The sequence below is a fragment of the Kribbella monticola genome (assembly GCF_003261635.1).
GTDB lineage: Bacteria > Actinomycetota > Actinomycetes > Propionibacteriales > Kribbellaceae > Kribbella > Kribbella monticola.
In genome coordinates this window covers 1-22,714 of the sequence record NZ_QFXK01000029.1, presented here as the reverse complement: position 1 = coordinate 22,714, position 22,714 = coordinate 1, and the positions used below count along the sequence as shown (strand labels likewise).

Sequence of the window (22,714 nt, the reverse complement as noted above, 5' to 3'; positions counted from 1 at the left end):
CACGACGCAAACCCTCAAATGCACAGAGACCCTCCGGAAAGGCCTCAAACGGGTCTCTGACGCGTCAAGGACCGCTGGGGAACACCTGGTGTCCTGAGGCTGTCTGAGCGGGGCGCAGGCGGCGACGTAGCGATTTCCTGTGAGCTGGCTCACATTTCATGATGGCTCTCTGTGACAACGACCACAGTGAGTACTCGGGCGGCTGGTGGCCCGGCTCCGATTCAGCTCTCAGCGAGCAGTTCGAGGAAGCGTTCCAGCCCCACGTTCCCGCCTGAAAGCACCACTCCGACCCGGTCGGGGAGGTGCTGGATCCGCCCGGCCAGCAGCGCCGCCAGCGCGCAGGCGCCACTCGGCTCGAGTGCCAGCTTCAGCCGCTCGAACGCGAACGCCATCGCGGCCCGGATCTCGTCGTCGCTGACGAGTTCGACACCGGCCAGCAGCCGCCGGTTGATCTCGAACGTGAGCTCGCCCGGAATCGGGATGGCCTGCCCGTCGGCGATCGTCCGCGGTACCCCGATCTCCACCCGCTCACCGGCAGCCAGCGACCGGGCCGTGTCGTCGCCGGCCTCGGGCTCGACCCCGATCACCCGGATACCGGGGGAGAGTGCGGTAGCGGCCGTCGCGCAGCCGGCGATCAGCCCGCCACCGCCGATCGGGGCAAGCAGTGCCCCGAGCTGACCCACCTCCTCGATCAGTTCGAGCGCCACCGTGCCCTGCCCCGCCATCACGTCGTAGTGGTCGTACGGCGGGATCAAGGTCACCCCGCGCTCCTCGGCCAGCTGGGTCGCGAGCGTCGTACGGTCCCCGGTGTACCGGTCGTAGGTGACGACTTCGGCGCCGTACCCCTTGGTCGCGGCGACCTTCGTCGGCGGCGCGTCCTCGGGCATCAGGATGACCGCGCTCGTCCCCGCGAGAGCCGCGGCCAACGCCACCGCCTGTGCGTGGTTCCCCGACGAGTACGCCGCGACGCCGCGCCCGAGTTGCTCGGGGCTCAGCCGGCTGATCGCGTTGTAAGCGCCCCGGAACTTGAATGCCCCGATCCGCTGCAGGTTCTCCGCCTTGAGGAACACCTCGGCACCGACGCGCTCGTTCAGCGTCCGTGACGTGATCACCGGCGTCCGGTGCGCCACGCCTTCGATCCGCTGGGCGGCTTCCCGGACGTCCTCGAGGCTGAGCATGTCGCGAAATCTACCGTCAGCAAGAGATCTTGGTGTCTCCGGCTCCGATGCAGAGGTCCTGTCCCGGACCGCCGTCGAGGGTGTTGTGGCCGGTGCCCCCGATCAGCAGATCCTTGCCGTTGCCCCCGCGCAGGATGTCGTTGCCACCCAGTCCGAAGATCAGGTCGTCGCCGCCCAGCCCGCACAGTACGTCGGCTCCGGCGGTACCAACGAGCAGATCGCTCCCCGCAGTACCGGTCTGCGTGCAGCTTGGTGCAGGCGGTACTTCGGCGACCTCGACGGATCCGGCTTCACAGTTGGTGCCCTGCGGTCGGGTGACGCCGCGCTGGTCGACAGTAAGCACTGTGCACGCCGCCGCTGGTACTGCGCCGTTGGCAAGCGATGCGGCAAGCGGCAGCATCGTCTGCGTCGGTCCGCCGTTGCTGGCCAGTGCGCCAAGCTGCGGGCTACCGATGTTGCTGTGGTCGCCAGGACCGGCCAAGCTGCAACTACCGTCGCCGTCGAGGTTGTAGCCGGTAGAAGTGGTCAGTAGCTCGATACCGCAGTCACTGGAGCCGGTGCCGCCGGCCAGGATCGAGCCGAAGGTGTGCAGCCCTGCATTGGTGGCTACGTTGCGCCCGACACCGCCTGCTGTATTACCCGACACCGTCGCGTGCCGCAGATAGATGTCATGGGCAAGCGTGTACACGCCGCCGCCGGCAGCAGTCGCGCTGTTGCCGGTCACAGTGGAGTTGTCGAGTCGCACCTCACCGGTGACCGCGTAGATACCGCCGCCTTGACTGTCCACGGCACCGGAAGCGCTGTTGTTGCTGATGGTCGAGCGGGTGACGACGATCTGCGCCGGAGGCGGACCGTCGGAGTTCTCGATGATGGCGGTGTTGATCCCGCCACCGGAACCGGTCCTGGAGTTGCCTGAGACGGTCGACTCGATCACCGACACCACCGGCTGATCAGTGGGTGAGTCCTGGTCGAACAGCACCTGGATGCCGCCGCCCGCACTCGTTCCGGCGGGATGGTTGCCGGTGATGGTCGAACCGGTCACTGTCAGGTCTCCACAGGCCGAGCAGATCACGCCAGTACCGCCGTTGTTGCTCACTGTCGTATTGGTAAGAGTGAAGAGCCCCGAACCCTGCCCGGTGGTCCGTACGCCGTCGCTGCCGTTCCCGCTGATCGTCGAGCCGGTCACGCTGAGGGCTCCGTCGGTCAGGCCGACACCACGTCCGGTGTTGTTGGTGACGGACGTGTTGGTGAGGTGCACCTGCCCCAGGGACAAGGCAACGCCCGTACCGGTGTTGTCATGAATGTTGGAGCCGGTCAGGTTGAGCACAGCGCCACCGAGCGAGCTCTCGAGCACCCGGCCCGCCCCGCCCGCGTTGCCGGTCACCGTCGTGTTGTCCAGAGTCGCGTCGCCCGCGTGCTGCAGTGCAGCGCCGAAGAGGCTGTCGCCGCCGGTCAGTGTCACGTTGTGCAAGGTGAGTGAGCCGTCGGAGTCGAGCGTGTTCAGCACCCGCTCGCCCGCACAGTTCTGGTCGATGGTCGACCCGTTCCCCTCGATCGTGAGTGGCTGCGCCGACGTACTGTCCAGGTCTCCGGCAGCGTTCGTGTCGTCGTCGCCGCACAGGTTCAGCCCGTACGTCGCGGCTGCGGCAAGGGTGATCGTGGTGGCGTCGCCCGCGGCATTGGCCGTGGTGATCGCCTCTCGCAGCGAGGTCACACCGTCGGCGCCGTTCACGACATCCGTGGTGGTGGTGACCGTGATCGGTGCGGCCTGGGCGGACCCGGCCTGCCCGACGGCGAGCAACATCGCCCCGATCATGGCGGTGACAGTGGACAGCACAACGCGACGCATGAACCCCCCCAAAAAAACCGTTGCGGTGCCCCCCGGCAACCGGCTCGTGAAGCCCAACCGTCCCACAAGCCCCTGGCGGCCCGCCAGAGTTCGTAGCATCGCCATGTCAAGAACGTCGAGCCGGTTCCGTACTGATGATGAGCGGTTCCCGCCGGGGGAACCGAGGGTGAAGGAGACACCGTGAAATACCTACTGGTCCTGAACATCAACCCAGACGTGCTGGCGGCGCTGACCGAGGAAGAGCAGCAGGCGATCTTCAGCGGCCACGAGAAGTTCATGGCGCTCACCCAGGAGTCGGGTGAGTTCCACAGCACCGCCGCGCTCGCGGAACCGGCCAAGACCGCGGTCGTCAAAGTGCGCGACGGCGTACCGGCGGTGACGGACGGGCCGTTCCTGGAGGCGAAGGAGTTCCTGGCCGGCTACTACCTGATCGACGTCGCGAGCAGGGAGCGGGCCTGCGAACTGGCCGCGATGATCCCCGACGCGAGCATCGAGGGGCTCGGCGTGGAGGTCCGCGAGGTCGTCCACGAGGTGGGCCTGTAGCCGTCCGGAGCTGCGAAACGGCAGGACCGCCCGCGGGAGGTCCTGCCGTTCGGACTGCTCAAGAGGTCTGGTCGTCGACGCTCGCGTCGCCCGCGTTCTTCTTGACCGACTCGATCCCGTTCTGAGCGGCGGCCTTCGTCTTGTAACTCTCGCTGACGGCGATCACCTCGCCGTTCCCGGCCTTCAGCCGGAACCGGAACCCGCCCGACTTGTCCTCGTACAGCTCGAACTTGGCCGCCATGAAACCTCCCGTGTCATCAACCGGTTACCAATCGGAGCCTAGACCCGGGACCGCCGAACGACCGCCCGACACTTCGTACGCCGAACGGCCGCCCGACACTCGTACGCCCGCCCGCCGCCTCGTACGCTGTACGCCCGCCCGGCACTTCGGGCTCACGAGTCGAGGCGCGCCCGGATCGCGGTGATGTGGGTGTCGCGGGAGACCGGGCCACCGAAGCGGAGCCGGTCGTAGGCGGTGAACTCGGGTTCGAGTTCGTCCAGATCGTCGACCAGCGGCTTGAGCGCGGCCGGATCGCTGGTCGCGTCGATCGCCTTGATCAGCTCACCTTTGCGCTTGATCGTCGCCGGGGTGACCGAATGCAGGCAGACGTACTGACCGCTCAGGTACGCCTCCCATTCTTCGTTGCCCTCGGCAATGTCTTCCCATTGCGCAACGAACCAGGCGTGCAGATTGCCGAGCCCGACCTGGTCGGGCAACTCGAACAGATCCGCCGGCACCATCTCGGCACCGTCCGAGCGCAGATAGCCGGGAAGCGGGAGCTCACCGGCCAGCATCGATCGCCGTACTTCGTCCGGGTCGCGACCGTGCTCCGCGCAGAGCTCAGCCAGCACGCGGTACTGGCGATTGACGTAAGCATCGTCCTCGGCACTCATCGGATGCTCACCATTGACCTCGCGGAACCTCGCCGCCAACGCTTCCTGACTCATGCTTCGACGCTAAACCCGCGTTGCTTCGCCGGCCGCCGAAGTGTCAGTGCTGCTGCCGATCGGTCAGGATGCCGCAGATGCCGGCGACCGCGAGGTCGATGCCGAGTTCGTAGTACGCGTCGGTGGAGGTCGGGCAGACGAGGACGTCGGCGGCGGCGGTGATGAGCGGGTAGCGCCGGGGCGGGAGGGCGGCGAGCGCCGCACGCTTGGCGCGGAGGGCGTCCTCGCGGCCGATCGGATCGGTGACTTCCGCGGAGCCCGGCTCCATGTTGACGAGGGTGATCAGCGAGCAGATCGACTGGCGGCCGACCTCGGCGGCGTCGTCCACGGAGAAGCCCGCCTCGATGAGTAGTTCCATCGTGCGCTCGGCCAGCGCCAGGCCCGGCTCGGTGACGAGGATGCGGAACAGCGCCAGTTGCGCGACCTTCGGGTGCGGGCGGAGCGCGGCGACGAAGGCGGTCAGGATCGCCCGCAACTGGACGTCCCAGCGCTCGTCGGTCGGCTCCGGCAGGGCGATGTCGGCCAGCATCCGGTCGCCGATCGCGGCCAGCAGGTCGTCCTTGTCGCTGAAGTGCCGGTAGAGCGCCATCGGGGTGACCTCGTGCTGCTGGGCCAGCCGTCTGATGGTGACCGCTTCGAGCCCCTCGGTGTCGGCCAGGGCCAGCGCGCTGGTCGCCAGTTTCTCCGGGTCGAGCCGCCTCGCGGTCTCTTTGCTGATCGTCGCCACGTTGACAAGTGTACAACGTAGACCTAACGTCTACGGAGTACGCATACAACGTATACATACAACGTAGACAACTCTCTCCTGTGAGGTAGGCATGCGACGCAGTCCGTGGGCGACACTCGCCGTGTTGGCCCTAGCGCAATTCATCGTGGTGCTGGACGTGACGATCGTGAACGTCGCGTTGCCGCACATCCAGGCCGATCTGAACTTCTCCGCCGACAGCCTGCAGTGGGTGATCAACGCCTACACCTTGCTGTTCGGCGGCTTCCTGCTGCTCGGCGGCCGGATGTCCGACCTGCTCGGCCCGCGCCGGGTCTTCATCGCCGGCCTCCTGCTCTTCGGTGCCACCTCGCTGGTCGCAGGACTGTCGAACTCGCCGGAGTTCCTGATCGGCGCCCGCGCAGTACAGGGACTCGGTGGGGCTCTGCTGTCACCTGCGGCACTGGCCATCTTGACGGTGACGTTCGCGCACGGTCGTGAGCGCAACATCGCGATGGGAGTGTGGGGTGGGCTCGCCGGTCTCGGCGGCACGCTCGGTGTGGTTGCGGGCGGCGTACTGGTCGACTCACTCAGCTGGCAGTGGGTCTTCTTCGTCAACGTGCCGATCGTGCTCGCCCTGGTCGCGCTGATCCCGGTGTTCGTCCGCGACACCCGGCACAACGAGGGACGCGACCGCACGTTCGACACGGCAGGCGCAGTACTCGGTACTGCGGGTCTGCTGTCCGTCGTGTACGGCGTGGTTCGCTCGGAGCCGAAGGGGTGGGGCTCGGGTGAGGTACTGACGTTCCTCATCGGCGGTGTGGCGCTACTGATCGCCTTCGTGCTGGTGGAGGCGCGGTCGAAGGCACCGCTCGTTCCGCTGCGGCTGTTCCGGTCCCGCGCACTCAGTGTCTCGGGTGCCTCGCTGGCGCTGAACGGTGCCGGGTTCCTCTCTATGTTCTTCCTGACGGCGATCTACCTGCAGCAAGTCCGCGGTGACTCGGCATTGCAGGCCGGTGTGCACTTCCTTCCCATGGGTGGAGCTGCAATCGTCGGAGCCATCCTTGCCTCACAGCTGGTCCAGAAGGTCGGTACCCGGACTGTGCAGCTCTCCGGTGCTGCGCTCAGCGTCGTCGGCCTGCTACTGCTGTCGCAGGCGGATGCAGTGGGTAGCTACACGAGCCAGTTGCTCCCAGGGCTGATCATCTTCGGCTTCGGCATCATCGGCGTCGGCGTACCGGGGCAGATCACCGCGGTGTCCGAAGTCGAGCACCACGAAGCGGGTGCGGCGTCCGGTGTCGTCAACGCCATGTACCAGGTCGGCGGAGCTCTCGGGCTCGCTATCGTCACCACGCTGTCGATCAGCCGTACTACGGACGCTCTGACTCACGGTGTCGCGCAGCAACAGGCGCTGGTCGAGGGATTCCAGCGCGGCCTGCTGGTGGCCGCTGCCTTCGCCGTCGCCAACGTAGTACTGACTCTGGCTTCACCGCAGCTGCAGCCGACGGCCGAGCAGCTTACTGAGGCCGCCGCTGCTGCCTAGTCCAGTGGATAGGCGACGTACGCGAGTCGGCTGCTGTCGGGGGACCAGCTGGGGACGTTCATCGTGCCTTGGCCACCGAAGAGTGTGGCCAGGTCCCGAGGTGAACCGCCCTCGGTCGGGAGCAGCCGGACGCGTACGTCGTCGATGTCTTCGGGATGACCGAGGGTGCCGGGCGGGAAGCTGACGTAGGCGATCATCGATCCGTCCGGCGCCGGGTGCGGGAACCAGTTGACCCGCTCGTCGAAGGTCAGCTGCTCGAGTTCGTCACCGGCGATCCTGAACAGCTGAGCGTGCCCAGGCGTCGTCGAGGCCCGCTCGGAGTTGAAGTAGATCCACCGACCGTCCGGCCCGTACTCCGAACCGTCGTCGGCGTACTCGTCGTCCGTGACCTGCACGTCGTCGCCACCGGCCGCCGGTATCGCGTAGACGTTGGTGATTCTGTTGCCATCGGCCCTGTTTTCCAGACCGATGTAGGCAAGCGTCCGGCCGTCGGGCGAGATCCCGTGCAGGTAATGGTGAAACTCCGGCCCACGATCGTTGCTCACCCTGCGCGGCGAGCCGCCGGCCAGCGGTACGGCGTACAGATGCCCGTCCTCGGCCGACACGTAGACCGTCTCGCCGTCCGGGCTCAGCACATGGTCGTTGTTGATCGCCGGTACGCCGCCGAGGTCCAGCTGCTCGAGGTCGCCGCCGTCGACGGGGATCCGGTACAGGTTGCCGTTGCCGTTGACGACCAGCCAGTCGCCCGTCCAGTTCGGTGCCTCGAACAACAAGGTGGACGACTCGTGGACCAGGCGTCGCTCGGTGGTGGCGACGTCCACGACGTACAGCTCGGCTCGCTGACCGGGGCGGAGAGTGCGCATGTCACCAACTTATCCGGACGCCGATCGTCGGAAACCGGGTCTACCGTCGGTCCATGACCGGATTTCGCGACCAGGATCTCAGCGGAAGCCGCTTCGAGCGGGTGAACCTGCGCGACTCCACCTTCTCCCGGGTGGATCTCACCGGCGCCGAGCTGCGCGCGTCGGACTTCGACGACGCGACGATCCGCGGCACCTCTCTCCATCGGACCCGGCTGCTCGGTGTCGAACTGCTGGACGTCGAGATCTATGGCGAACTTCAGAACCTCCAGGTCAACGGCGTCGACATCGGCCCGCTGGTCGAGGCCGAGCTGAACCGCCGGATGCCCGAGCGAGCCAAGATGCATCCCGCGGACGCCGATGGGTTCCGGGAGGCGTGGACGATCCTCGAACGGTTGTGGGCGGACACCGTTGCCCGGGCGCACACGTTCCCCGAGGACGCACTGCACCGCAACGTCAACGACGAGTGGTCCTTGATCCAGACCTTGCGTCACCTCAACTTCGCCACCGATGCCTGGGTCGGCCGGATGATCCTCGGCAACCCCTCGCCCTGGCACCCCCTCGACCTCCCCTGGGAGGAGGCCCCCGGCTGGGAAGGCATCCCCTGGAACCGCGAGGCCCGCCCTCCCCTCGACGAAGTCCTGAAGATCCGAACCGATCGCCAGACCATGGTCCGCGAAGTCCTCGCCTCACTCACGGACGACCAACTCGCCTCTCCGGTATCTCAAACAGCCCCCGGCTGGCCCGTGCTCGAAAACTTCCCCTTCAAGGAGTGCCTCCACATAGTCCTCACCGAAGAATGGGAACACCGCCTCTACGCCGAACGCGACCTGACCCTCTTGGAGACCACGCCGTGACGTTGCACTGGCCCCGCTGCAAGAACGTTCGCGACCTCGGCGGTACGCCGCTGCGCGACGGCGGACGGATTCGGGCCGGTGCTCTGGTACGTAGTGACAACCTCGATCAGCTCGACGTCACTGGGATCGCCGCGGTCCACGCGGCCGGGGTGAGCAGGATCGTCGACCTGCGCAGCGTTTGGGAATGCGAGAAGTACCCGTCGCCGTTCGCCGACACTCCGCTCTGGCTGAATCTTCCGCTGGTTGATCCCGACGGTCCGAACGTGTCGACTTGGGAGCTCTCCGCGCAGTACCGCCTTCTGCTCGACGGGTCGCCGGAACGCTTCGCCGCTGCGATCGCCGCCATCGCCGAAGCACCGCCGGGATGCGTCGTGGTCGCCTGCCATGCGGGCAAGGACCGAACTGGGCTCGTCGTAGCTCTCGCGCTCCACCTGGTCGGCGTACCGGTGAGTGCAATTGCTGCCGACTATGTGGCCAGTCCTGCCCTGAGTGCAGACAGCCACGCGTTGCCCGAGTTGGCTGCGCCCCGGAGCGACACCATCAGCCGAACCTTGGATCATCTCCAGAGCAGCTATGGCGGAACGGCAGCCTATCTTCGCGGCGGCGGCGCGACGGCTGAGCAGTTCGCATCACTTGCTGCTCGCCTCTGCTAGTAGCGGTCGAATTTCCTTGTGGACAAGTGTTTGTAGGTTTCTGGGGTGAGGACTCGGGTTCGTATCTGGTGGCGTAGGCGGCGGGTGCGGAGGAGTTGGGGGCCGGCGGCGAAGAAGCGTAGTACGGCGTCGTGGTCGCGGCGCAGGGCCGGCTGCATGAACTCTGGCCGGCGGGAGGCGTTCTCGAGCAAGTTGCCGGCCAGGCGAGGGCTTGTGCCGGAGAGTAGGCGGTGCAGGTCGTCACCGGGCGGAGCAGCCACCTTGTACGACGGGGGCGCCGACCTCGTGATCGCTGCGGGCATGTGACTGCCCTCTCCCGCTGCCGCCCAGAGCAATCGCAGGAGGGCGGTGTAGCCGTCGCTGCAGGCGATGCCGAGACGGGAGGCGACGCCTTTGCCCAGATGTGGAAAGCAGCCGTAGACCCGACCTTCCTTGGGGACTACGGGCTCCAACGTGAAGCCGAGGAGGCCGGACGCCACCTCGCGGACGACGATGTACGGCGCGGGTGCTTCGGTCGCGATCGGGTCGGTTGCGCGGAGGCCGGTGTTCGCGTTGAACGGCGGCCGGAGGGCGAAGATCAGGTCTGCTTCCCGCCAGACCGCGGCCTCCTCGTCGTCGGCGAGTTCCCAGACGACGCGGCGTACGAGGTCGTAGCGTTGGTGCAGCTGCGATCCGGAGGGCACGACCGCCGCGTGTTGGCGAAGACGCTGGCGGAGGTTGCCGGCCTTTCCCACGTAAAGGATTTCGTTGCCTTCACCAAGGAACAGATAAACGCCCGCTTGGCGAGGCGCGTCGTCGGCGGCAGCACGTAGTACGGCGAGTCCTTTCTTGCCCTGGTCGTCCGGCTCACCCATTGCGACTCGCAATCTATGCTCGGCTGCCAAGCTTATCCACCGAAGGAGCGCTGTGAACCCGGAACGGGAGCTCGCATTTGCCGCCCTGCAGGAATTTCCCGTTGAGGTGCGTCGGGTGACTCGGGCTGCGGAGTCGTTCAATACGGTTTATCGAGTGGAGGCGTCGGAGGGCACCTTTGCGCTGCGGGTCGGGCCTGTGTTGCGGATCCATGCGGAAGGTACGGCTGCGGCTGAGGCGGCTTGGCAACGCGCTCTGGTCGCCGATGGGCTGGCGGTGCCTGACGTCGTACTGGCCTCGTCGGGTGAGCCGATGGTTGTGGTGCATGACGTGGATGGTCGGCCGCGGACGTGTGTGCTGTTCACCTGGATCCGCGGGCGCTCGATGCGCGCGCGACTCGGTCCGGCTCGCGCTCGCATGCTGGGGCAGCTCATGGCTCGGCTGCACTCACACACCTTCGTACTGCGTGATGCCGACGTACTGCGTGCGGACAAGGTGCTCTACTGGCTGCTGCCCGACCGCCTCGGCGACGTACCCAAGCACGGCAAGGCGCTCACCCAGGCACGGGACAGCGCTCAGTCGCTCATCGATGAAGTGTGGACCGGCCGAACTCCCCAGCTGATCCACGGCGACCTCACCCCGGCCAACGTCATCGAAGCTTCCGGCCTCGGTCCCGTGCCGATCGACTTCCAGGACCTCGTCCACGGCTTTCCAGAACAAGACATCTCCATCACCCTCGCCTCCTTCGGCCGCCGCGACGACCGCGACGCCATGACCGAGTCCTTCCGCGACGGCTACACGAAGATCCGCCCCTGGCCCGACGCCTCCGACACCGTGATGCGCGGGCTGATCGTTGCCCGAGGCCTCCACCAACTGAACCTCTCACTGGCGACAGCCGACGGCCCTCTTCCCCAGGAATACCTCGACTACCACGGCACCCGAGCCCAGTCCTGGCTCGACCACTGACCCCGAACCGCAGCACTCCAGATTTTGTCGGCGCCCTCGCCTAGGCTCCGTGGCATGGCGGATCCGACGAACCTCAAGGCGGTCATGCCGACATCGTTCGGGAGTTGATCGACGGGAGGACCGGTGTCGGCAACGACGCGGTCGCCGGCGACTCGCAGTACCGGATCGTTCAAGCGATTGCGGATGGCTTTCGATGACGCCAAACCGATGCCTGGTAAGGGATTCCGGCGACACGCCCGTCGGGGAGAGGTTTGACGACGGCGGGTTCGGTCGGGAAGGATGTGGGTCCTGGCGCGGCCCGCGCCTCACCTTCGCTGACCGGCCCCAGCCTGGTCTCATCGAGAAGGCAAAGGGATCTCCGATCTCGGGCCGCTCGTCCTGGTCAGTCGCCTCGGACGGGATCGCTGGGGGATCGCGTGCGGGTGCGTGGAAGGCCAGATGACAGCGCACAGGAACTTCAAGCGACGGGTTCGCGCCCGCGCCGCCAAGACCGGCGAGTCCTACACGGCTGCCCTTCGGCACTTCCGTTCGACTCCATCAGGAGAAGACATGCCGGAACTCACTCAGACCGTCCTCCGCATCGCCGTCGCCCAGTCGACGGTTCGCGAGGACCCCACCGATGTCGACGGGCTGCGGGCCAGCGGAGCGGAGGTTCGCCGATTCATGAAGCAGGCGGCCGATGCGGGCGCTCGGCTGGTGCACTTCCCCGAGGGTGCGATCTGCTTTCCCCACAAATACGTGATGTCCTCGCTGGGTCCGGACGAGCTCGGACCGTCCGACTGGACCAAGGCCGAGTGGTCCGTGCTGCAGGAGGAACTGGACCAGATCGCAGCCCTGTCAGGCGAACTCGGCATCTGGACCGTCATCCCGTCCGTGCACCAACTGCCTGATTCCCGACCGCACAACAGCGCGTACGTCGTGTCCGACCAGGGCAAGCTCGTTGCGCGGTACGACGAGCGCACGCTCTCGACGACCAAGATCACCTATATGTACACGCCTGGTAAGAAGCCGGTGACGATCGAGATCGACGGCTACCGGTTCGGGCTGGCGCTGGGGATGGACGTGCACTTCCCGGAGCTGTTCACCGAATACGACCGGCTCGACGTCGACGGCGTACTGGTCTGCTACTCGACGAACGGTGTCCCAGGCAACGATCGAGCGGCAACAGAGGCACGCGGCCACGCCGCGGCGAACTGCTTCTGGGTCAGCCTCGCGGTCGCCGCCAACCCGGACTCCAACATCGATTCCGGCGTGATCGACAACATGGGTGACTGGGTCGTCCAAGGCCCGTCCGACAGCAGCCCGGCGATCGCGGTCGCCGACCTGAGCCGCGACCACGAGCTACCCGCGGCCGCCCGCGACTGGCGCCACCAGGCTCGCTCCCGCATCACTTCCTGAGCCCGGGGAGACCTCGTACGACGGGACGCCGCCGTACGAGGTCTCCCGCGATCGTTGTACGAAGTCGCCCGCCTCGCCGAGGCGATCGTCGTACGAGGCTCATCCCGCTGGGGCCACCGTCTTGCTCATCACGCAGTGGTTCTTGCCGATCGGACGCAAGTACGTGAACCCAGCTTCCTCGAAGAAATTGCGAGTCACGCTGTAGAGGAACGAGGCGGTGATCTTCCTGCCATCCGTGACCTGCGGATACGCCTCGACAACTCCGCCGCCTGCCCGCGCGATCAACTCCAAGGCGCCGCGCAGTGCAACCTCGGCCACCCCCTGACGCCGGTACCGCGTATCGATGAAGAAGCACGTCAGCCGATAATCCGGCGGCTCGACGACACCGGCCTCGTAATCCTTACGATGCTTGATGTTCGGCAACTCGGCGGGCACCCCGTACTGACACCACCCGACCGCGACGTCGCCATCGAACACCAGCGCCGCATGCGCCCGCCCCTCCTTGACCAACTGCTCCTTGAGCGCCCGATTTCCCTCAACCGTGTGTGTCTTCTCGGCATGCATCGTGTGGAACCACGTACACCAGCACCCACCCCACACCCCGTTGTGCCGCTCCACAAGGTCCGCAAACGCATCCCACGTCTCAGCCCCCAGCGCCCTGACCCCAAGCTCCCCCGCCACCACCGTCACCTTGGCCATACCCCCAAGGTAAGCCCAATTCCAGACGATCCTCGTCCGAAAACCAGCAGTGTCCAGGTCGGTATATTTCCAGCATGTACGCCGGAGCGCTGGTCAACCTCTACACGCGCGACATCGAGGCCGGGATTCGGTTCTACCGCGATCTCCTGGGATTCGAGGAGACGTTCCGTACTCCGATCGACGGCACTCCCGAGCACGTCGAACTCCGCCTGAACGGATTCACCCTCGGCCTCGGCACAGTCGAGGCCGCCCAACGAGCTCACGGCGTCGACGCCTCCCCGGGAACCCCCGCGATGGCCCTGGTGATGTGGACCGACGACGTCGATACGGCGTACTCGGACCTCACCGCCGCCGGCGTCACAGCCGTCCAGCCGCCTCGCGACTCCGGAAACGGCAATCGCAACGCCCTATTCCGCGACCCCGACGGCAACCTCGTGGAGATTGTCGCCAAGGTCCAATAAGCACTACGGTCGCAGCCATGGCCCGGGTTCTGGTGACCGGTATGTCGGGTGCGGGAAAGACCACCGTCCTCGACGAGCTTCGCCGGCGCGGTCATCTCACGATCGACACCGACTATGACGGTTGGGTGCTGCGGGACGGCACCTGGGACGAGCCGCGGATGGACGAGCTGCTGACACAGCACGCCGACATCGTCATTTCAGGAGCGGTCGAGAATCAAGGCCGCTTCTATGACCGCTTCGAGCACGTCATCCTGCTCAGCGCTCCGCTGGAGACCCTCATCGAGCGAGTAAGCCGCCGTACGAACAATCCGTACGGCAAAACCGTCGAACAGCGGGCCGAGATCGCGCAGTACGTCGAAACCGTCGAGCCCGTACTCCGGCGCGGCGCAACCCTCAAGTTGGACGGCCGGCGGCCGATATCCGACCTCGCCGACGCCATCGAAAGCCTGATCGCCGCGCGCTGATTCGCTCACCTGTCGAATCAGCGGCATGCCCGATCGTCTACTGATTGGATAGATGACCCGAACTGGAAAGAAGGCAGCGGGACCATGCCGGACCAGAAGCAAGTAGCGCACCAAGCCTTGGTGGATCGGATCCTCAACGGTGAAGGGAGGGCCTCCGCAGAGCAGCGCGCACGCGCCTTCAGCAATCATGAGCTGTCTTCGCCGTTGGACACCTTGATCGACAAGGTGGCCAACAGGCCGACCGACGTCACTGAGTTCGATCTGTCAGCAGCAAGGGGGACCGGTTCCACGGAGGACGAGCTCTTCGAGCTGGTGATCTGTGCGGCGGTCGGTCAGTCCACCCGGCTCTATGAAACCGGACTGGCTGCCTTGGCGGAGGCCGAAGGGAGCCACGGCAATGCGTCTTGACATTCTCAACCACGGCTACAGCCGCGGCACCAAAGTGCTGTTCGCGATGATCCGCCTGTTCTCGCGTCAACCAGTACCGGATGCCGCGAAACTGGTCTTCTACCGCCCCGACTTCTACGGCACCCTCGCCAAGAAATTCACCCACGAAGCAATGCGCGGACCATCCGCCTGGTCCGTCGCCGACCGCGAATTGATAGCCGCCTATGTCTCGAAAATGAACAATTCGGCGTTTTGCATCAGCGCCCACACAGCGACGGCGAGTCAGGCCTCCGAGGACGGTTCACGCGTAGCAGCCGTTCTCAACGACCTGGATTCAGCACCCATCGACGAACCACTACGCGCAACCCTGCGAATCCTCGGCAAACTCACCCAAGAAGGAACCGTGACAGCCGACGACATGCAAGCAGCGCTGGCCGCCGGTGCCTCACCCCAACAACTCGAAGACGCCCTGGCCGTCTGCACAGCCTTCAACATCACGAACCGCCTCGCCGACACCTTCGGCTTCGAACAACTAACCCCCGAAGCCTTCGACGCAGGCGCCAAATACCTCCTGAAACGCGGCTACGCTTAAGCCCGCCAAACGCTCAGGCCACCGTCAGCTTTCGTCTGGGCGTCGCGCGACAAGAACCAGTGACGGTACTCCGGCCACGCTCTCCGAGACCTTCAGCTCAGCCACCGGGTCGAGGCCGGCCGCTGCCAAGAGCGACCACAGCGCCGCCGGCTGCCAGAGATAAGTGGTCCACGCGACCGGCACCCCGCCGTACGCCTCTGTCCGCTCGATCTCGCCGTCGCCCATGTGCGTCCCGATGATGAGGTGCCCGCCGGGAACCAGCGCGCGTCCGAAGGCCTCAAGGACCAGCGGGAGGACGTGCCTGGGCAGATTGAACAACGACCACCACCCGAGGATCCCCCCGAGCGAGGCGTCGGCCAGCTCCAGTTCGGTCGCGGAGGCAACCGCAAACCGCAGGTCGGGATACAACCGCCGAGCGTGCTCCACCATCCGAGCCGACAGGTCGACCCCAGACACATCCAGGCCACGCTCAGCCAGGTAGGCAGTCACGCTTCCAGGCCCACACCCCACATCCAGTACCGGCCCAAGCCCTTGTACTGCGGCCGCGAACCCGTCGATCGCCGTACGCAGCCAGGGATACGCCGTGATGTCACCGAGGTTCATCTCCACGTAGTTGTCCGCGACCCGGTCATAGGAGGTCCGAACCACCTCGAGATCGCCCGGCTGCTCGACAGGGAAAGCATTCATAGCGCCGGATGCTAGTCACCAGCACCGACAAACCTCCCGACCGCTGACCACCGTCCGTTCACAGGCGGCCACTCATAGTCCGACGACTTCGCTGCCGTAGCCAACTGTGGGCAACAGGCGACGGCAGGCGCATCCTGAGGACATGGCCGACCGTGACGACTTGGCGGTGCGCGGTATCCCGATCGCCCGGATTATCGGGGCGACCGGGCTGGTCGGCACCCTGTTGCTCTTCGCGACGCTGATCGGCGCTTCGCCGGGCGAGCCCGCGATCAACGCCACCACCGCTGAGGCCGCGACGTACGTCAGGGGACTGGACACGACCTGGGTGCGGCTGGCGGAGGCGGGAAGCGACATCGCGATGTTCGTTCTGCTCTGGTTCATGGTGGGCCTGGCGTTGCTGCTGCGCCGGGTCGACGGTGAAATACCTGTGCGATCGACGATGGCCTTGGTGTCCGCAGTACTGGTCGCCGCGTTCGTCATCCTCGAGGTCGGTGACGCGGCGGGCGCCAATCACGCCGCTGATCTCGATCCGGGGCAGTTGGCTTACGCGTACGACCTCAGCCACCTCGGGTTTGCCAATGCCTGGTTGGCGATGGCCGGCTTCGCGTTCGCTTGCGGCTGGATCATCGCGGCGACCCGGGTCATGCCGCGCTGGCTGGGCCGCTGGGGCGTCATCAGCGGAATCGCCCTCGCGCCGGCCCAGTTCGTCTGGACGATCGAAGGCGCCTGGCTCCTGCCGTACGTCGCCTTCTGGCTGTGGCTCATCACCACCGCCGTCCTCCTCACGCGCCGCCGCGGCTTCGTCCTCCCCGAAAAGCTTGCCGACGGCACCTGACTTGCCCTTTGTGAGAGGCTCTGGGCTTGCCGAGGCCGGTCGGAGGAGGCCCAGTGAGACACATCTACCTCGTCACGCATCCTGAGGCGCAGCATCACGTCGACGACCTCGTCGGCGGCTGGTACGACTCGGAGCTGACCGCACCTGGGCGGCTGCAGGCCGAGCGCATCGCCGACGTCCTGGCCGGCAAGATCGGAAACCAGCCCGTGGAGGTCTATTCCTCCGATCTGAGGCGAGCCAGCGAAGCGGCAGAGCGAATTGCCGCGCGGTTCTCCGTCGGCGTACAGACTGATCCGCGGCTTCGGGAGAGGTCCAACGGCGAGGCGGACGGCCGTCCTCAGGCTTGGCTCGACGAACGCCGCATCCCGCTTCCGGAGTACGGCGATCGCCTCGGCCACCACGACGGTCCGGCCGGCGCCGAGACGCGACTGGCCTTGGTCGAACGCCTGTACCCCGCCCTCGACGATATTCTCCGTCGACCGGCGACGAACCAGATCGTGGTGTCTCACGGATCCGCGTCGAGCTACCTGATCGCCGCCTGGATCGGCATGCCGATGACGTCGACCGACCGCGTCTTCTTCCCGCTGACATCAGGCAGCATCACCACCCTCCACCGCAACGACACGCACTTCAGCCACCAAGTCGTAGCGCTGAACGAGACCGAGCACCTACAGGCTCTCGACTGACGACCAGCGCTGTGACTTCGTCGTTGGTAAGCGTTCCTGCTACTTGGCCTTGGGCCGCGGCTTGAACCGGCGTACTTCGTGCGGCCAACCGCAGGCCTCCGCGACTTTGCCGGCCCACATCTTGGCGGTCTCGTCGTCGGGCACCTCCACCAGAGCGAACCCGCCCAGAAACTCCTTGGTCTCGACGTACGGCCCGTCGGTGATCAACATCTCGCCACTCGTGGGATCGGCGCTGTAGACCGGGCCGTCCTCCTCCTCGAGCCCGCCGGCGAAGACGTAGACCCCGGCGTCTTTCATCTCCTCCACCACCGCCATGGCCAGCGGCCCCCGCCCCCGGAACCACTCCTCGGTGTGGTCGCCCACCCACTGCTGATTGAAGTAGATGAGGTACTCGGCCATGTCTGCTCCTTCACTAGAGCGGACCCACTGTCCGCCTCCACCAACGCTACGAACAGCCCCCACCAATTCCGACAACCTACCGAAATCTTTTGTTTGGGGGTGCCGGGCCGACGGGTGCACTCCCGTGTTGAGTCACGGGAGTGCACCTCGCGGTGTTGCTAGCTCAGGACGTCACTTCGTGGAGAAGGACCGCAGTACGGATGTGTGCGCCTTACGCCCACACCCGGACCCAGTCGACTCGGACGGCAGTGCCGGGAAGGATCGCTTCGCCCGTGTGCTGGCGAACCGCGTAGTTGAGGATGAGGAACTGCGGGAGCGTGCCGGCGAAGGCGTGCGACCACATCGGTTTGCCGTCGTAGTAGAACGTGACTCCGCTGCTTGTCCACTGCGAGCCGAAGTTGTGGCAGCCGGCCAGCGGCGTGGGCGAGTAGGTACCGCCGTGATAAACCGGGTCGACATAGTGCAGCGAAGCCTTGGTGCCGCCACCGATGCCTTCGAGGACGTCGATCTCGCCATGGTCCGGCCACGGCACCGAGGACGGTCCGTTCGTCCACCAGGCCGGGAAGCCGTCGACCTTGCCATCGCCGTTCCCGTCAGGCAGGCAGACCCTTGCCTCGAACGAGCCGTACCGCTGGTTGAACGACTTGCGAGTGTTCACCAGACCGGACACGTACTGCTTGGTGCCACCTCGGCAGAAGGCTTCGCGCTGCGCGAGGCTCAGATTGAGGTATCCGCCGGACTCGGTGACCTGCTTGGTGTCGTAGCACTGGAGGTTGTCGCTGTTGACACCGTCCGAGATGCCTTCCTTGAACCAGCCGCGCTCCCACTTGGTCGTGTCGACTGTCGTGGCATTGAACTCGTCCTGGAACGTCAGCTTGGCCGAACTCGTCGGGCTCCACGACGGCGCAAGGCCGGTCGTCGGCGGAGTAGACGTCGGACTCGTTGTGGTGGGCGACGCGGTGGGTGAGACGGTCGGCGTGGGCGACGCCGTGGTCGGGGTGGTTGTCGGTTTGGTCGTTGTCGCCGTGGGCGTGGGCGACTGCGTCGGCTTCACCGTCGTTGGCGCCGACGTAGGTGTCGACGGCAGTGGGTCGGTCGTGCCCTCGGGGACGTAGCTGATCTCCAACTTTGTCTGCTCCGCACCGGACTCGCGCGAACCGAAGACGGTGCTGCCGGCCCCCTGGGGCTGCGTGACGGCCAGGTTCAGCTCGCCGGCTTCGGTGACGCCCTCGGAGACGTCGATCCGCAGCTGCGACGACTTGCCGTCGTCGGCCACGGTCACGAACGGCGTACCGGGCTTGGGAGCGGTCGAGTAGGTGACGGCCTCGGTCCAACCGCCAGGAGCCTTCGAAACCGCGATCTTGGCTGGGTTGCTGGTGGTCAGCCGGGTCAGTACCAGCGTTGCCTTGCGGTCGTAGCCGTCCGCCACCGGGGGCACCGTGTAGCGGATGAGGCTGGTTGCCTCGTTCATCTTCGCGACCAACCGGGAGGACCAACCATGCCTCTGGGTCGGGGATGTGGTGGTCACGTAGGCATCGGCGCCGGCCGTGAGGCTGACCGGGGCCGGAATGCTGTCGGAGGTCAGCGCCGCCACGCCGATTCCGGCGGTGGTGAGGACCAAGGAGATGCCCGCGATGATCGGGATCAGTGCCCGGCGGCCGGCCTTGGCGGCCGGTTCTTTCAGTCTGTCGGAGGGAACGGCAGCTCGATGTTGTGCATGCCGACGGGAGAAAGCATCCCGCATGGGGACAGTCCTTCCTGCACGCCTGTGAGGTTAGCTGTCGGGCTCGGGCAGGAAGATTGCCCGGTCGCTGGCGCGACTTCGCCCCGAGGACAGGCAGCAGCGCACGCTGGCGCCACGGCCGGTCCGGGAACCTTGGGTTCCCCACTTCCGCCCTCGGATGCTGTGTGTGGGAGGGGCCACCGACCCGGAGGGCGGAACTCGGCGTTGCGAGTCGGCGGGGGTATTCATTGCTGTCTGTATCCGGTCCCCCAGGTCCGCGGCCAGGCGCCGGTGAGCATATGCACACCCCACACGAGGTCTCAAACCGGTAACGACAGCCTCGACGACTACGCACCGCAACAATCTGGGCGCCAGGGCAGCGCAGCGTGACAATCGCGATGCCCCGTCCCCGCTCAAGGCATTACCGTCCGTCGCTCAACGCCGATTATCGAATAACGCAATAAAGTTTTCGCGACATTCCGTCACCACATTGTCCGGGAATTTACACCGCATTTCGAACGTCCGATTTCACACTGTCCCCGACTGCCTACGGAGAGCCCCGGTTCTGGCCACCACGCTGCGTGCTACGTCACAGACATGCACGGAGCTGGGAGCCGCTCGTATTTGCTGTTCGATCCCCGGTTGCGGTTCGTGCGCCTGATCTTCGCGTCGCACCTTCACAGTCGTCGGGTAGCCTGCGTCCGCCAACTCAGTGGCCATACGCCTGGAGCCTGGCGCATCGCCGATATCGCCGTCGCCAAGGAGGCCCCGCCATGGAACCCGTCACGTTGATCACCGGCGGTTCGAGCGGGATCGGTGCGGCCACCGCTCGTGTCCTGCTCAAGCAAGGCCATCGTGTGGCGATCACCGGCCGCGATGCAGATCGCCTGGCCGCGCTCGCCACCTCCACCGGAGCAGGCGAACAGCTGCTGACCATCACCGGTGACGCCAGCGACGACAGCCATGTCACCGCTGCCGTGCGTCAGGTCGTGGACTCGTGGGGCCAATTGGACACGGTGATCGCCAATGCCGGCTTCTCCCTGCCCGGCACGCTGGAGGACCACGACCCTGCGGCCATGCGTGCCATGGTTCTCACCAACATCCTCGGCCCAGCTCTACTGGTACGCGAGACACTGCCACACCTGAGGAACTCCAAGGGCCGGATAGTGATAGTCGGTTCGGTCGCAGGCACCAGGAACACACCCGGCAACCTGTACTCCGTCACCAAGTGGGCCGCGCACGCCCTAGCCGAAAACGTCCGCCTCCTCGTAACCAAAGACCACGTCACCGTCACCCTTATCGCCCCAGGCGTCGTCGACACCCCCTTCTGGGACGAGCGCGGTGGATCCCCCGAAGCAGCCCCGACCCTGACCGCCGACCAGGTCGCCGAATCAATCCTGTTCGCCATCAACCAACCCAAAGGCGTAGACATCAACAACCTCGTCCTACGCCCCACCGGCCAGCTCAACTGATCCGATCGCCCTGCAGGCGACAGGAGCAGGAGCAGCATCAGTTGCTGGACTAGCGGAAGAGCTGGCGGATCTCAGACCGAGATCCAGAGTCACGGAAGTGTGGCCAGGGCGGTCCGAACCGTTGACCCTCCGCTTCTCAGGCGCTCACATAACCGCAGGTCAGAGGCCACATTCACGCCGTGTGGTATGACCGATGTGCGACATCAGGAGGGGAAGCCTTGCAGTAGCTCAGCCGCAGAACAAGACTCGGTCACACTCCTCTACGCTCACAACGTGACTGATGACCGTGCGTACGATCCCGACCGGCCCGATGTCTGGACTTGGCTGCAGGCCTGGTACGTCGCCCAATGCAACGACGACTGGGAGCACGGGGACGGAATCAACATCACGACCCTCGACAATCCGGGATGGTCGATCAAGATCGGCCTGATTGACACCGGCCTCGACGTCGGGGCATACGCGCGCCGCGAAGTACATCGGACTGAAGATGACTGGTGTATCACTTGGACGGAGAACGGGACATTCCAAGCCGCCTGTGGCCCAGCCAACATGACGGAAGCGATGCACGAGTTCCGTCTCTGGGCCAGCAACTCGACTTCCTAGTCGAAGCCGTTGCGAGAATCCCTATGACTGAAACAGTTTGCCTGGAGCGTTACGGCTTGATTTTGATCTCTCGGGGAGCGAGGCGGCGGAGCCGTTGGCGGCGATGTCGCTGAGCGCCTTGGCAACTTCCTTGTCTCGTCCCCTCGGCGGCATGATGTACCGCTGAGCAGCCACCGCTGTTGAATGGCCGGTGCGCTTCACTAAGTCCACCATGCTCCGGCTCCGGCTCCGGCTGCGGCTGCGGCTGCGGCTGCTCTGGCCGGCCTTCGCATCGCATTGGCGCGGGTATGCCGTTGCCGTCAGCATCCTTCGGGATGATGCCGTAGACCGGAACCCTCAGTTCTTCGGTCTCGCTCAGCGTCTTGCACAATTACGACCACCTGATCACCGCGAATAGGTACGGCAACGTGCAGGACGGTTTCTGGGGCCAGCAGGTCTCGTGGAGGAATTACTACGACGGTGCAGACTGCACGACCAAACTACGAGCATCTGGCACCGCGCGTATCCCCTCGGCTGCGTCGGTCGGATGGAAGTACTGGGAGACCACTACCTGATGAAGATCTGGCCGTGCGTTGTCGGCGCATCAATAGCAACTGTTGCTTGCTGCGCGTTGGCTGGCTGCTCCTCCGGCGACGACGCAGGAGGCTCGCCAACCTCCAATCCCGCAACGCCGTCCGCAAGCCCGACAGCGACAGCGACAACGCCCGGCCGGAACGCGAATCGGCTCAAGATCTCGGATCTTCCAGCCGATTCGCAAGTGATCTGGCGCGAAGACGTCGATTTCGACAAGACAGCGACCAACGAGGACCTGTCTCTCGCGCCTGGAGCCTATGAGGTGCGAGCAGTCTGTACGGGACAAGCCGCGCTGAAAATCTCGGCCAACGGGCCCAGCCAAGGACTTAGCCTGCTCCACAGCCTATGGACCAGGAGTCAAGGTCTGCGCAGCCAAGACAGGACTACTTCTCCAGCTACAACGCACATCCGAGCCATCGGTCGATCTCGTCTGGCAACTGGGTAGGACCACCGGTGCAGGAAAATGCTCACCGACGGCTCCTTCAATGGCACCAACCCCGACCGGGACAGCCCTGTCAACGCCGGTCGAACTCTGACCCGTCTGGTCCGGGTGAATGCTGACCCACCCGGGTTGGTTGGTGGTTGTTAGTCGTTGGTTTTGGTGGCTGCGGGGACGCGGCCGAGGTCGCGGTCTTTGAGTCGGTAGCTGTCGCCTTTCATGGAGACGACGTCGGCGTGGTGGACGAGTCGGTCGATCATCGCTGCTGCGACGACGTCGTCGCCGAAGACCTCGCCCCAGCGGCCGAAGGGTTTGTTGCTGGTGACGATGAGGCTGGCGCGTTC

26 protein-coding genes and 1 riboswitch are annotated in these 22,714 nt (G+C 65.7%); of the genes, 14 read left to right on the top strand and 12 right to left on the bottom strand.

The window, feature by feature from the left end:
- Positions 1 to 221: 221 nt before the first annotated feature.
- Both DIZ26_RS13950 and DIZ26_RS13945 read right to left on the bottom strand, forming a co-directional pair.
- On the bottom strand, positions 222 to 1,178 hold the full coding sequence (locus DIZ26_RS13950; RefSeq protein ID WP_112241247.1) for a pyridoxal-phosphate dependent enzyme: 957 nt from the start codon (positions 1,176 to 1,178) through the stop codon (positions 222 to 224).
- Positions 1,179 to 1,194: 16 nt separating this feature from the next.
- The gene (locus tag DIZ26_RS13945) at positions 1,195 to 3,027 is read right to left on the bottom strand and encodes a right-handed parallel beta-helix repeat-containing protein (protein WP_198676092.1); all 1,833 of its coding nucleotides are present in this window, start codon (positions 3,025 to 3,027) and stop codon (positions 1,195 to 1,197) included.
- A 180-nt stretch (positions 3,028 to 3,207) separates the two neighbouring features.
- Here DIZ26_RS13945 and DIZ26_RS13940 point away from each other — a divergent pair, with 180 nt between their 5' ends.
- Positions 3,208 to 3,570 carry a YciI family protein gene (locus DIZ26_RS13940; RefSeq protein WP_112241243.1) on the top strand — a complete coding sequence of 121 codons (363 nt, stop codon included), beginning with the start codon at positions 3,208 to 3,210 and terminating at the stop codon, positions 3,568 to 3,570.
- A 58-nt stretch (positions 3,571 to 3,628) separates the two neighbouring features.
- On the opposite strand, the gene DIZ26_RS13935 is transcribed toward DIZ26_RS13940, so the two are convergent.
- The 3 genes from DIZ26_RS13935 to DIZ26_RS13925 form a co-directional block, all read right to left on the bottom strand.
- Entirely contained in the window at positions 3,629 to 3,811 is a 183-nt protein-coding gene (locus DIZ26_RS13935) for a YegP family protein (protein ID WP_112241241.1), read from the bottom strand.
- Between the two features lie 152 nt (positions 3,812 to 3,963).
- A complete protein-coding gene (locus tag DIZ26_RS13930; RefSeq protein ID WP_112241240.1) occupies positions 3,964 to 4,518 on the bottom strand; it encodes a DUF6058 family natural product biosynthesis protein in 555 nt (184 codons plus the stop codon).
- Between the two features lie 43 nt (positions 4,519 to 4,561).
- Positions 4,562 to 5,245, bottom strand: coding sequence for a TetR/AcrR family transcriptional regulator (locus DIZ26_RS13925; protein ID WP_112241238.1), 684 nt, complete (start codon positions 5,243 to 5,245; stop codon positions 4,562 to 4,564).
- 91 nt (positions 5,246 to 5,336) lie between these two features.
- Between DIZ26_RS13925 and DIZ26_RS13920 the strand changes: the two genes are divergently transcribed.
- Positions 5,337 to 6,764 (top strand): DHA2 family efflux MFS transporter permease subunit, encoded by a 1,428-nt coding sequence (locus tag DIZ26_RS13920; RefSeq protein ID WP_112241236.1) that lies wholly within the window; start codon positions 5,337 to 5,339, stop codon positions 6,762 to 6,764.
- On the opposite strand, the gene DIZ26_RS13915 is transcribed toward DIZ26_RS13920, so the two are convergent.
- Positions 6,761 to 7,627 (bottom strand): TolB family protein, encoded by an 867-nt coding sequence (locus DIZ26_RS13915; RefSeq protein ID WP_112241234.1) that lies wholly within the window; start codon positions 7,625 to 7,627, stop codon positions 6,761 to 6,763. The genes DIZ26_RS13920 and DIZ26_RS13915 overlap by 4 nt on opposite strands.
- A gap of 53 nt (positions 7,628 to 7,680) precedes the next feature.
- On the opposite strand from DIZ26_RS13915, the gene DIZ26_RS13910 reads away from it, so the two are divergent.
- Together DIZ26_RS13910 and DIZ26_RS13905 are read left to right on the top strand one after the other, a co-directional pair.
- Positions 7,681 to 8,481, top strand: coding sequence for a DinB family protein (locus DIZ26_RS13910; protein ID WP_112241232.1), 801 nt, complete (start codon positions 7,681 to 7,683; stop codon positions 8,479 to 8,481).
- Complete coding sequence (locus DIZ26_RS13905; protein WP_232828332.1) at positions 8,478 to 9,134, top strand: tyrosine-protein phosphatase; 657 nt, start codon at positions 8,478 to 8,480, stop codon at positions 9,132 to 9,134. Before DIZ26_RS13910 ends, DIZ26_RS13905 begins: the two co-directional genes overlap by 4 nt.
- Here the strand turns inward: DIZ26_RS13905 and DIZ26_RS13900 are convergent.
- Positions 9,131 to 9,988, bottom strand: coding sequence for a nucleotide excision repair endonuclease (locus DIZ26_RS13900; RefSeq protein ID WP_112241228.1), 858 nt, complete (start codon positions 9,986 to 9,988; stop codon positions 9,131 to 9,133). The two genes, DIZ26_RS13905 and DIZ26_RS13900, sit on opposite strands and share 4 nt — an antisense overlap.
- Before the next feature lie 52 nt (positions 9,989 to 10,040).
- Between DIZ26_RS13900 and DIZ26_RS13895 the strand changes: the two genes are divergently transcribed.
- Entirely contained in the window at positions 10,041 to 10,952 is a 912-nt protein-coding gene (locus DIZ26_RS13895) for a phosphotransferase enzyme family protein (protein ID WP_332872729.1), read from the top strand.
- A 438-nt stretch (positions 10,953 to 11,390) separates the two neighbouring features.
- Positions 11,391 to 12,350: a carbon-nitrogen hydrolase family protein gene (locus tag DIZ26_RS13890; protein ID WP_112241225.1), complete on the top strand. Its 960-nt coding sequence runs from the start codon at positions 11,391 to 11,393 to the stop codon at positions 12,348 to 12,350.
- Positions 12,351 to 12,449: 99 nt separating this feature from the next.
- Here the strand turns inward: DIZ26_RS13890 and DIZ26_RS13885 are convergent, their stop codons facing one another.
- Positions 12,450 to 13,049: a GNAT family N-acetyltransferase gene (locus DIZ26_RS13885; protein ID WP_112241222.1), complete on the bottom strand. Its 600-nt coding sequence runs from the start codon at positions 13,047 to 13,049 to the stop codon at positions 12,450 to 12,452.
- Between the two features lie 74 nt (positions 13,050 to 13,123).
- Between DIZ26_RS13885 and DIZ26_RS13880 the strand changes: the two genes are divergently transcribed.
- The 4 genes from DIZ26_RS13880 to DIZ26_RS13865 all read left to right on the top strand — a co-directional run bounded on the left by DIZ26_RS13880 (position 13,124) and on the right by DIZ26_RS13865 (position 14,953).
- Complete coding sequence (locus DIZ26_RS13880) at positions 13,124 to 13,510, top strand: VOC family protein (RefSeq protein WP_112241220.1); 387 nt, start codon at positions 13,124 to 13,126, stop codon at positions 13,508 to 13,510.
- Positions 13,511 to 13,527: 17 nt separating this feature from the next.
- Complete coding sequence (locus DIZ26_RS13875) at positions 13,528 to 13,974, top strand: AAA family ATPase (RefSeq protein ID WP_112241218.1); 447 nt, start codon at positions 13,528 to 13,530, stop codon at positions 13,972 to 13,974.
- An 84-nt stretch (positions 13,975 to 14,058) separates the two neighbouring features.
- The gene (locus DIZ26_RS13870; protein ID WP_112241216.1) at positions 14,059 to 14,382 is read left to right on the top strand and encodes a hypothetical protein; all 324 of its coding nucleotides are present in this window, start codon (positions 14,059 to 14,061) and stop codon (positions 14,380 to 14,382) included.
- Positions 14,372 to 14,953 (top strand): carboxymuconolactone decarboxylase family protein, encoded by a 582-nt coding sequence (locus DIZ26_RS13865; RefSeq protein WP_112241214.1) that lies wholly within the window; start codon positions 14,372 to 14,374, stop codon positions 14,951 to 14,953. Before DIZ26_RS13870 ends, DIZ26_RS13865 begins: the two co-directional genes overlap by 11 nt.
- Before the next feature lie 24 nt (positions 14,954 to 14,977).
- On the opposite strand, the gene DIZ26_RS13860 is transcribed toward DIZ26_RS13865, so the two are convergent.
- Positions 14,978 to 15,640, bottom strand: a complete 663-nt coding sequence (locus DIZ26_RS13860) for a class I SAM-dependent methyltransferase (RefSeq protein WP_112241212.1) — start codon at positions 15,638 to 15,640, stop codon at positions 14,978 to 14,980.
- A gap of 142 nt (positions 15,641 to 15,782) precedes the next feature.
- On the opposite strand from DIZ26_RS13860, the gene DIZ26_RS13855 reads away from it, so the two are divergent.
- Entirely contained in the window at positions 15,783 to 16,475 is a 693-nt protein-coding gene (locus DIZ26_RS13855) for a hypothetical protein (protein ID WP_112241210.1), read from the top strand.
- Between the two features lie 53 nt (positions 16,476 to 16,528).
- Positions 16,529 to 17,161, top strand: a complete 633-nt coding sequence (locus DIZ26_RS13850) for a histidine phosphatase family protein (protein ID WP_112241207.1) — start codon at positions 16,529 to 16,531, stop codon at positions 17,159 to 17,161.
- Positions 17,162 to 17,200: 39 nt separating this feature from the next.
- Here the strand turns inward: DIZ26_RS13850 and DIZ26_RS13845 are convergent, their stop codons facing one another.
- Both DIZ26_RS13845 and DIZ26_RS13840 read right to left on the bottom strand, forming a co-directional pair.
- The gene (locus DIZ26_RS13845) at positions 17,201 to 17,560 is read right to left on the bottom strand and encodes a YciI family protein (protein ID WP_112241205.1); all 360 of its coding nucleotides are present in this window, start codon (positions 17,558 to 17,560) and stop codon (positions 17,201 to 17,203) included.
- A 211-nt stretch (positions 17,561 to 17,771) separates the two neighbouring features.
- The gene (locus DIZ26_RS13840) at positions 17,772 to 19,304 is read right to left on the bottom strand and encodes a CBM96 family carbohydrate-binding protein (protein WP_112241202.1); all 1,533 of its coding nucleotides are present in this window, start codon (positions 19,302 to 19,304) and stop codon (positions 17,772 to 17,774) included.
- Positions 19,305 to 19,308: 4 nt separating this feature from the next.
- A riboswitch (cyclic di-AMP (ydaO/yuaA leader) is annotated at positions 19,309 to 19,518 on the bottom strand.
- A gap of 538 nt (positions 19,519 to 20,056) precedes the next feature.
- Here DIZ26_RS13840 and DIZ26_RS13835 point away from each other — a divergent pair.
- Together DIZ26_RS13835 and DIZ26_RS13830 are read left to right on the top strand one after the other, a co-directional pair.
- The gene (locus tag DIZ26_RS13835) at positions 20,057 to 20,755 is read left to right on the top strand and encodes an SDR family oxidoreductase (protein WP_112241200.1); all 699 of its coding nucleotides are present in this window, start codon (positions 20,057 to 20,059) and stop codon (positions 20,753 to 20,755) included.
- Positions 20,756 to 21,028: 273 nt separating this feature from the next.
- Positions 21,029 to 21,358: an immunity 53 family protein gene (locus DIZ26_RS13830; RefSeq protein WP_198676091.1), complete on the top strand. Its 330-nt coding sequence runs from the start codon at positions 21,029 to 21,031 to the stop codon at positions 21,356 to 21,358.
- A 1,158-nt stretch (positions 21,359 to 22,516) separates the two neighbouring features.
- On the opposite strand, the gene DIZ26_RS13825 is transcribed toward DIZ26_RS13830, so the two are convergent.
- Positions 22,517 to 22,714: ATP-binding protein (locus tag DIZ26_RS13825; RefSeq protein ID WP_198676090.1), on the bottom strand; the 198-nt coding region annotated here is incomplete at its 5' end.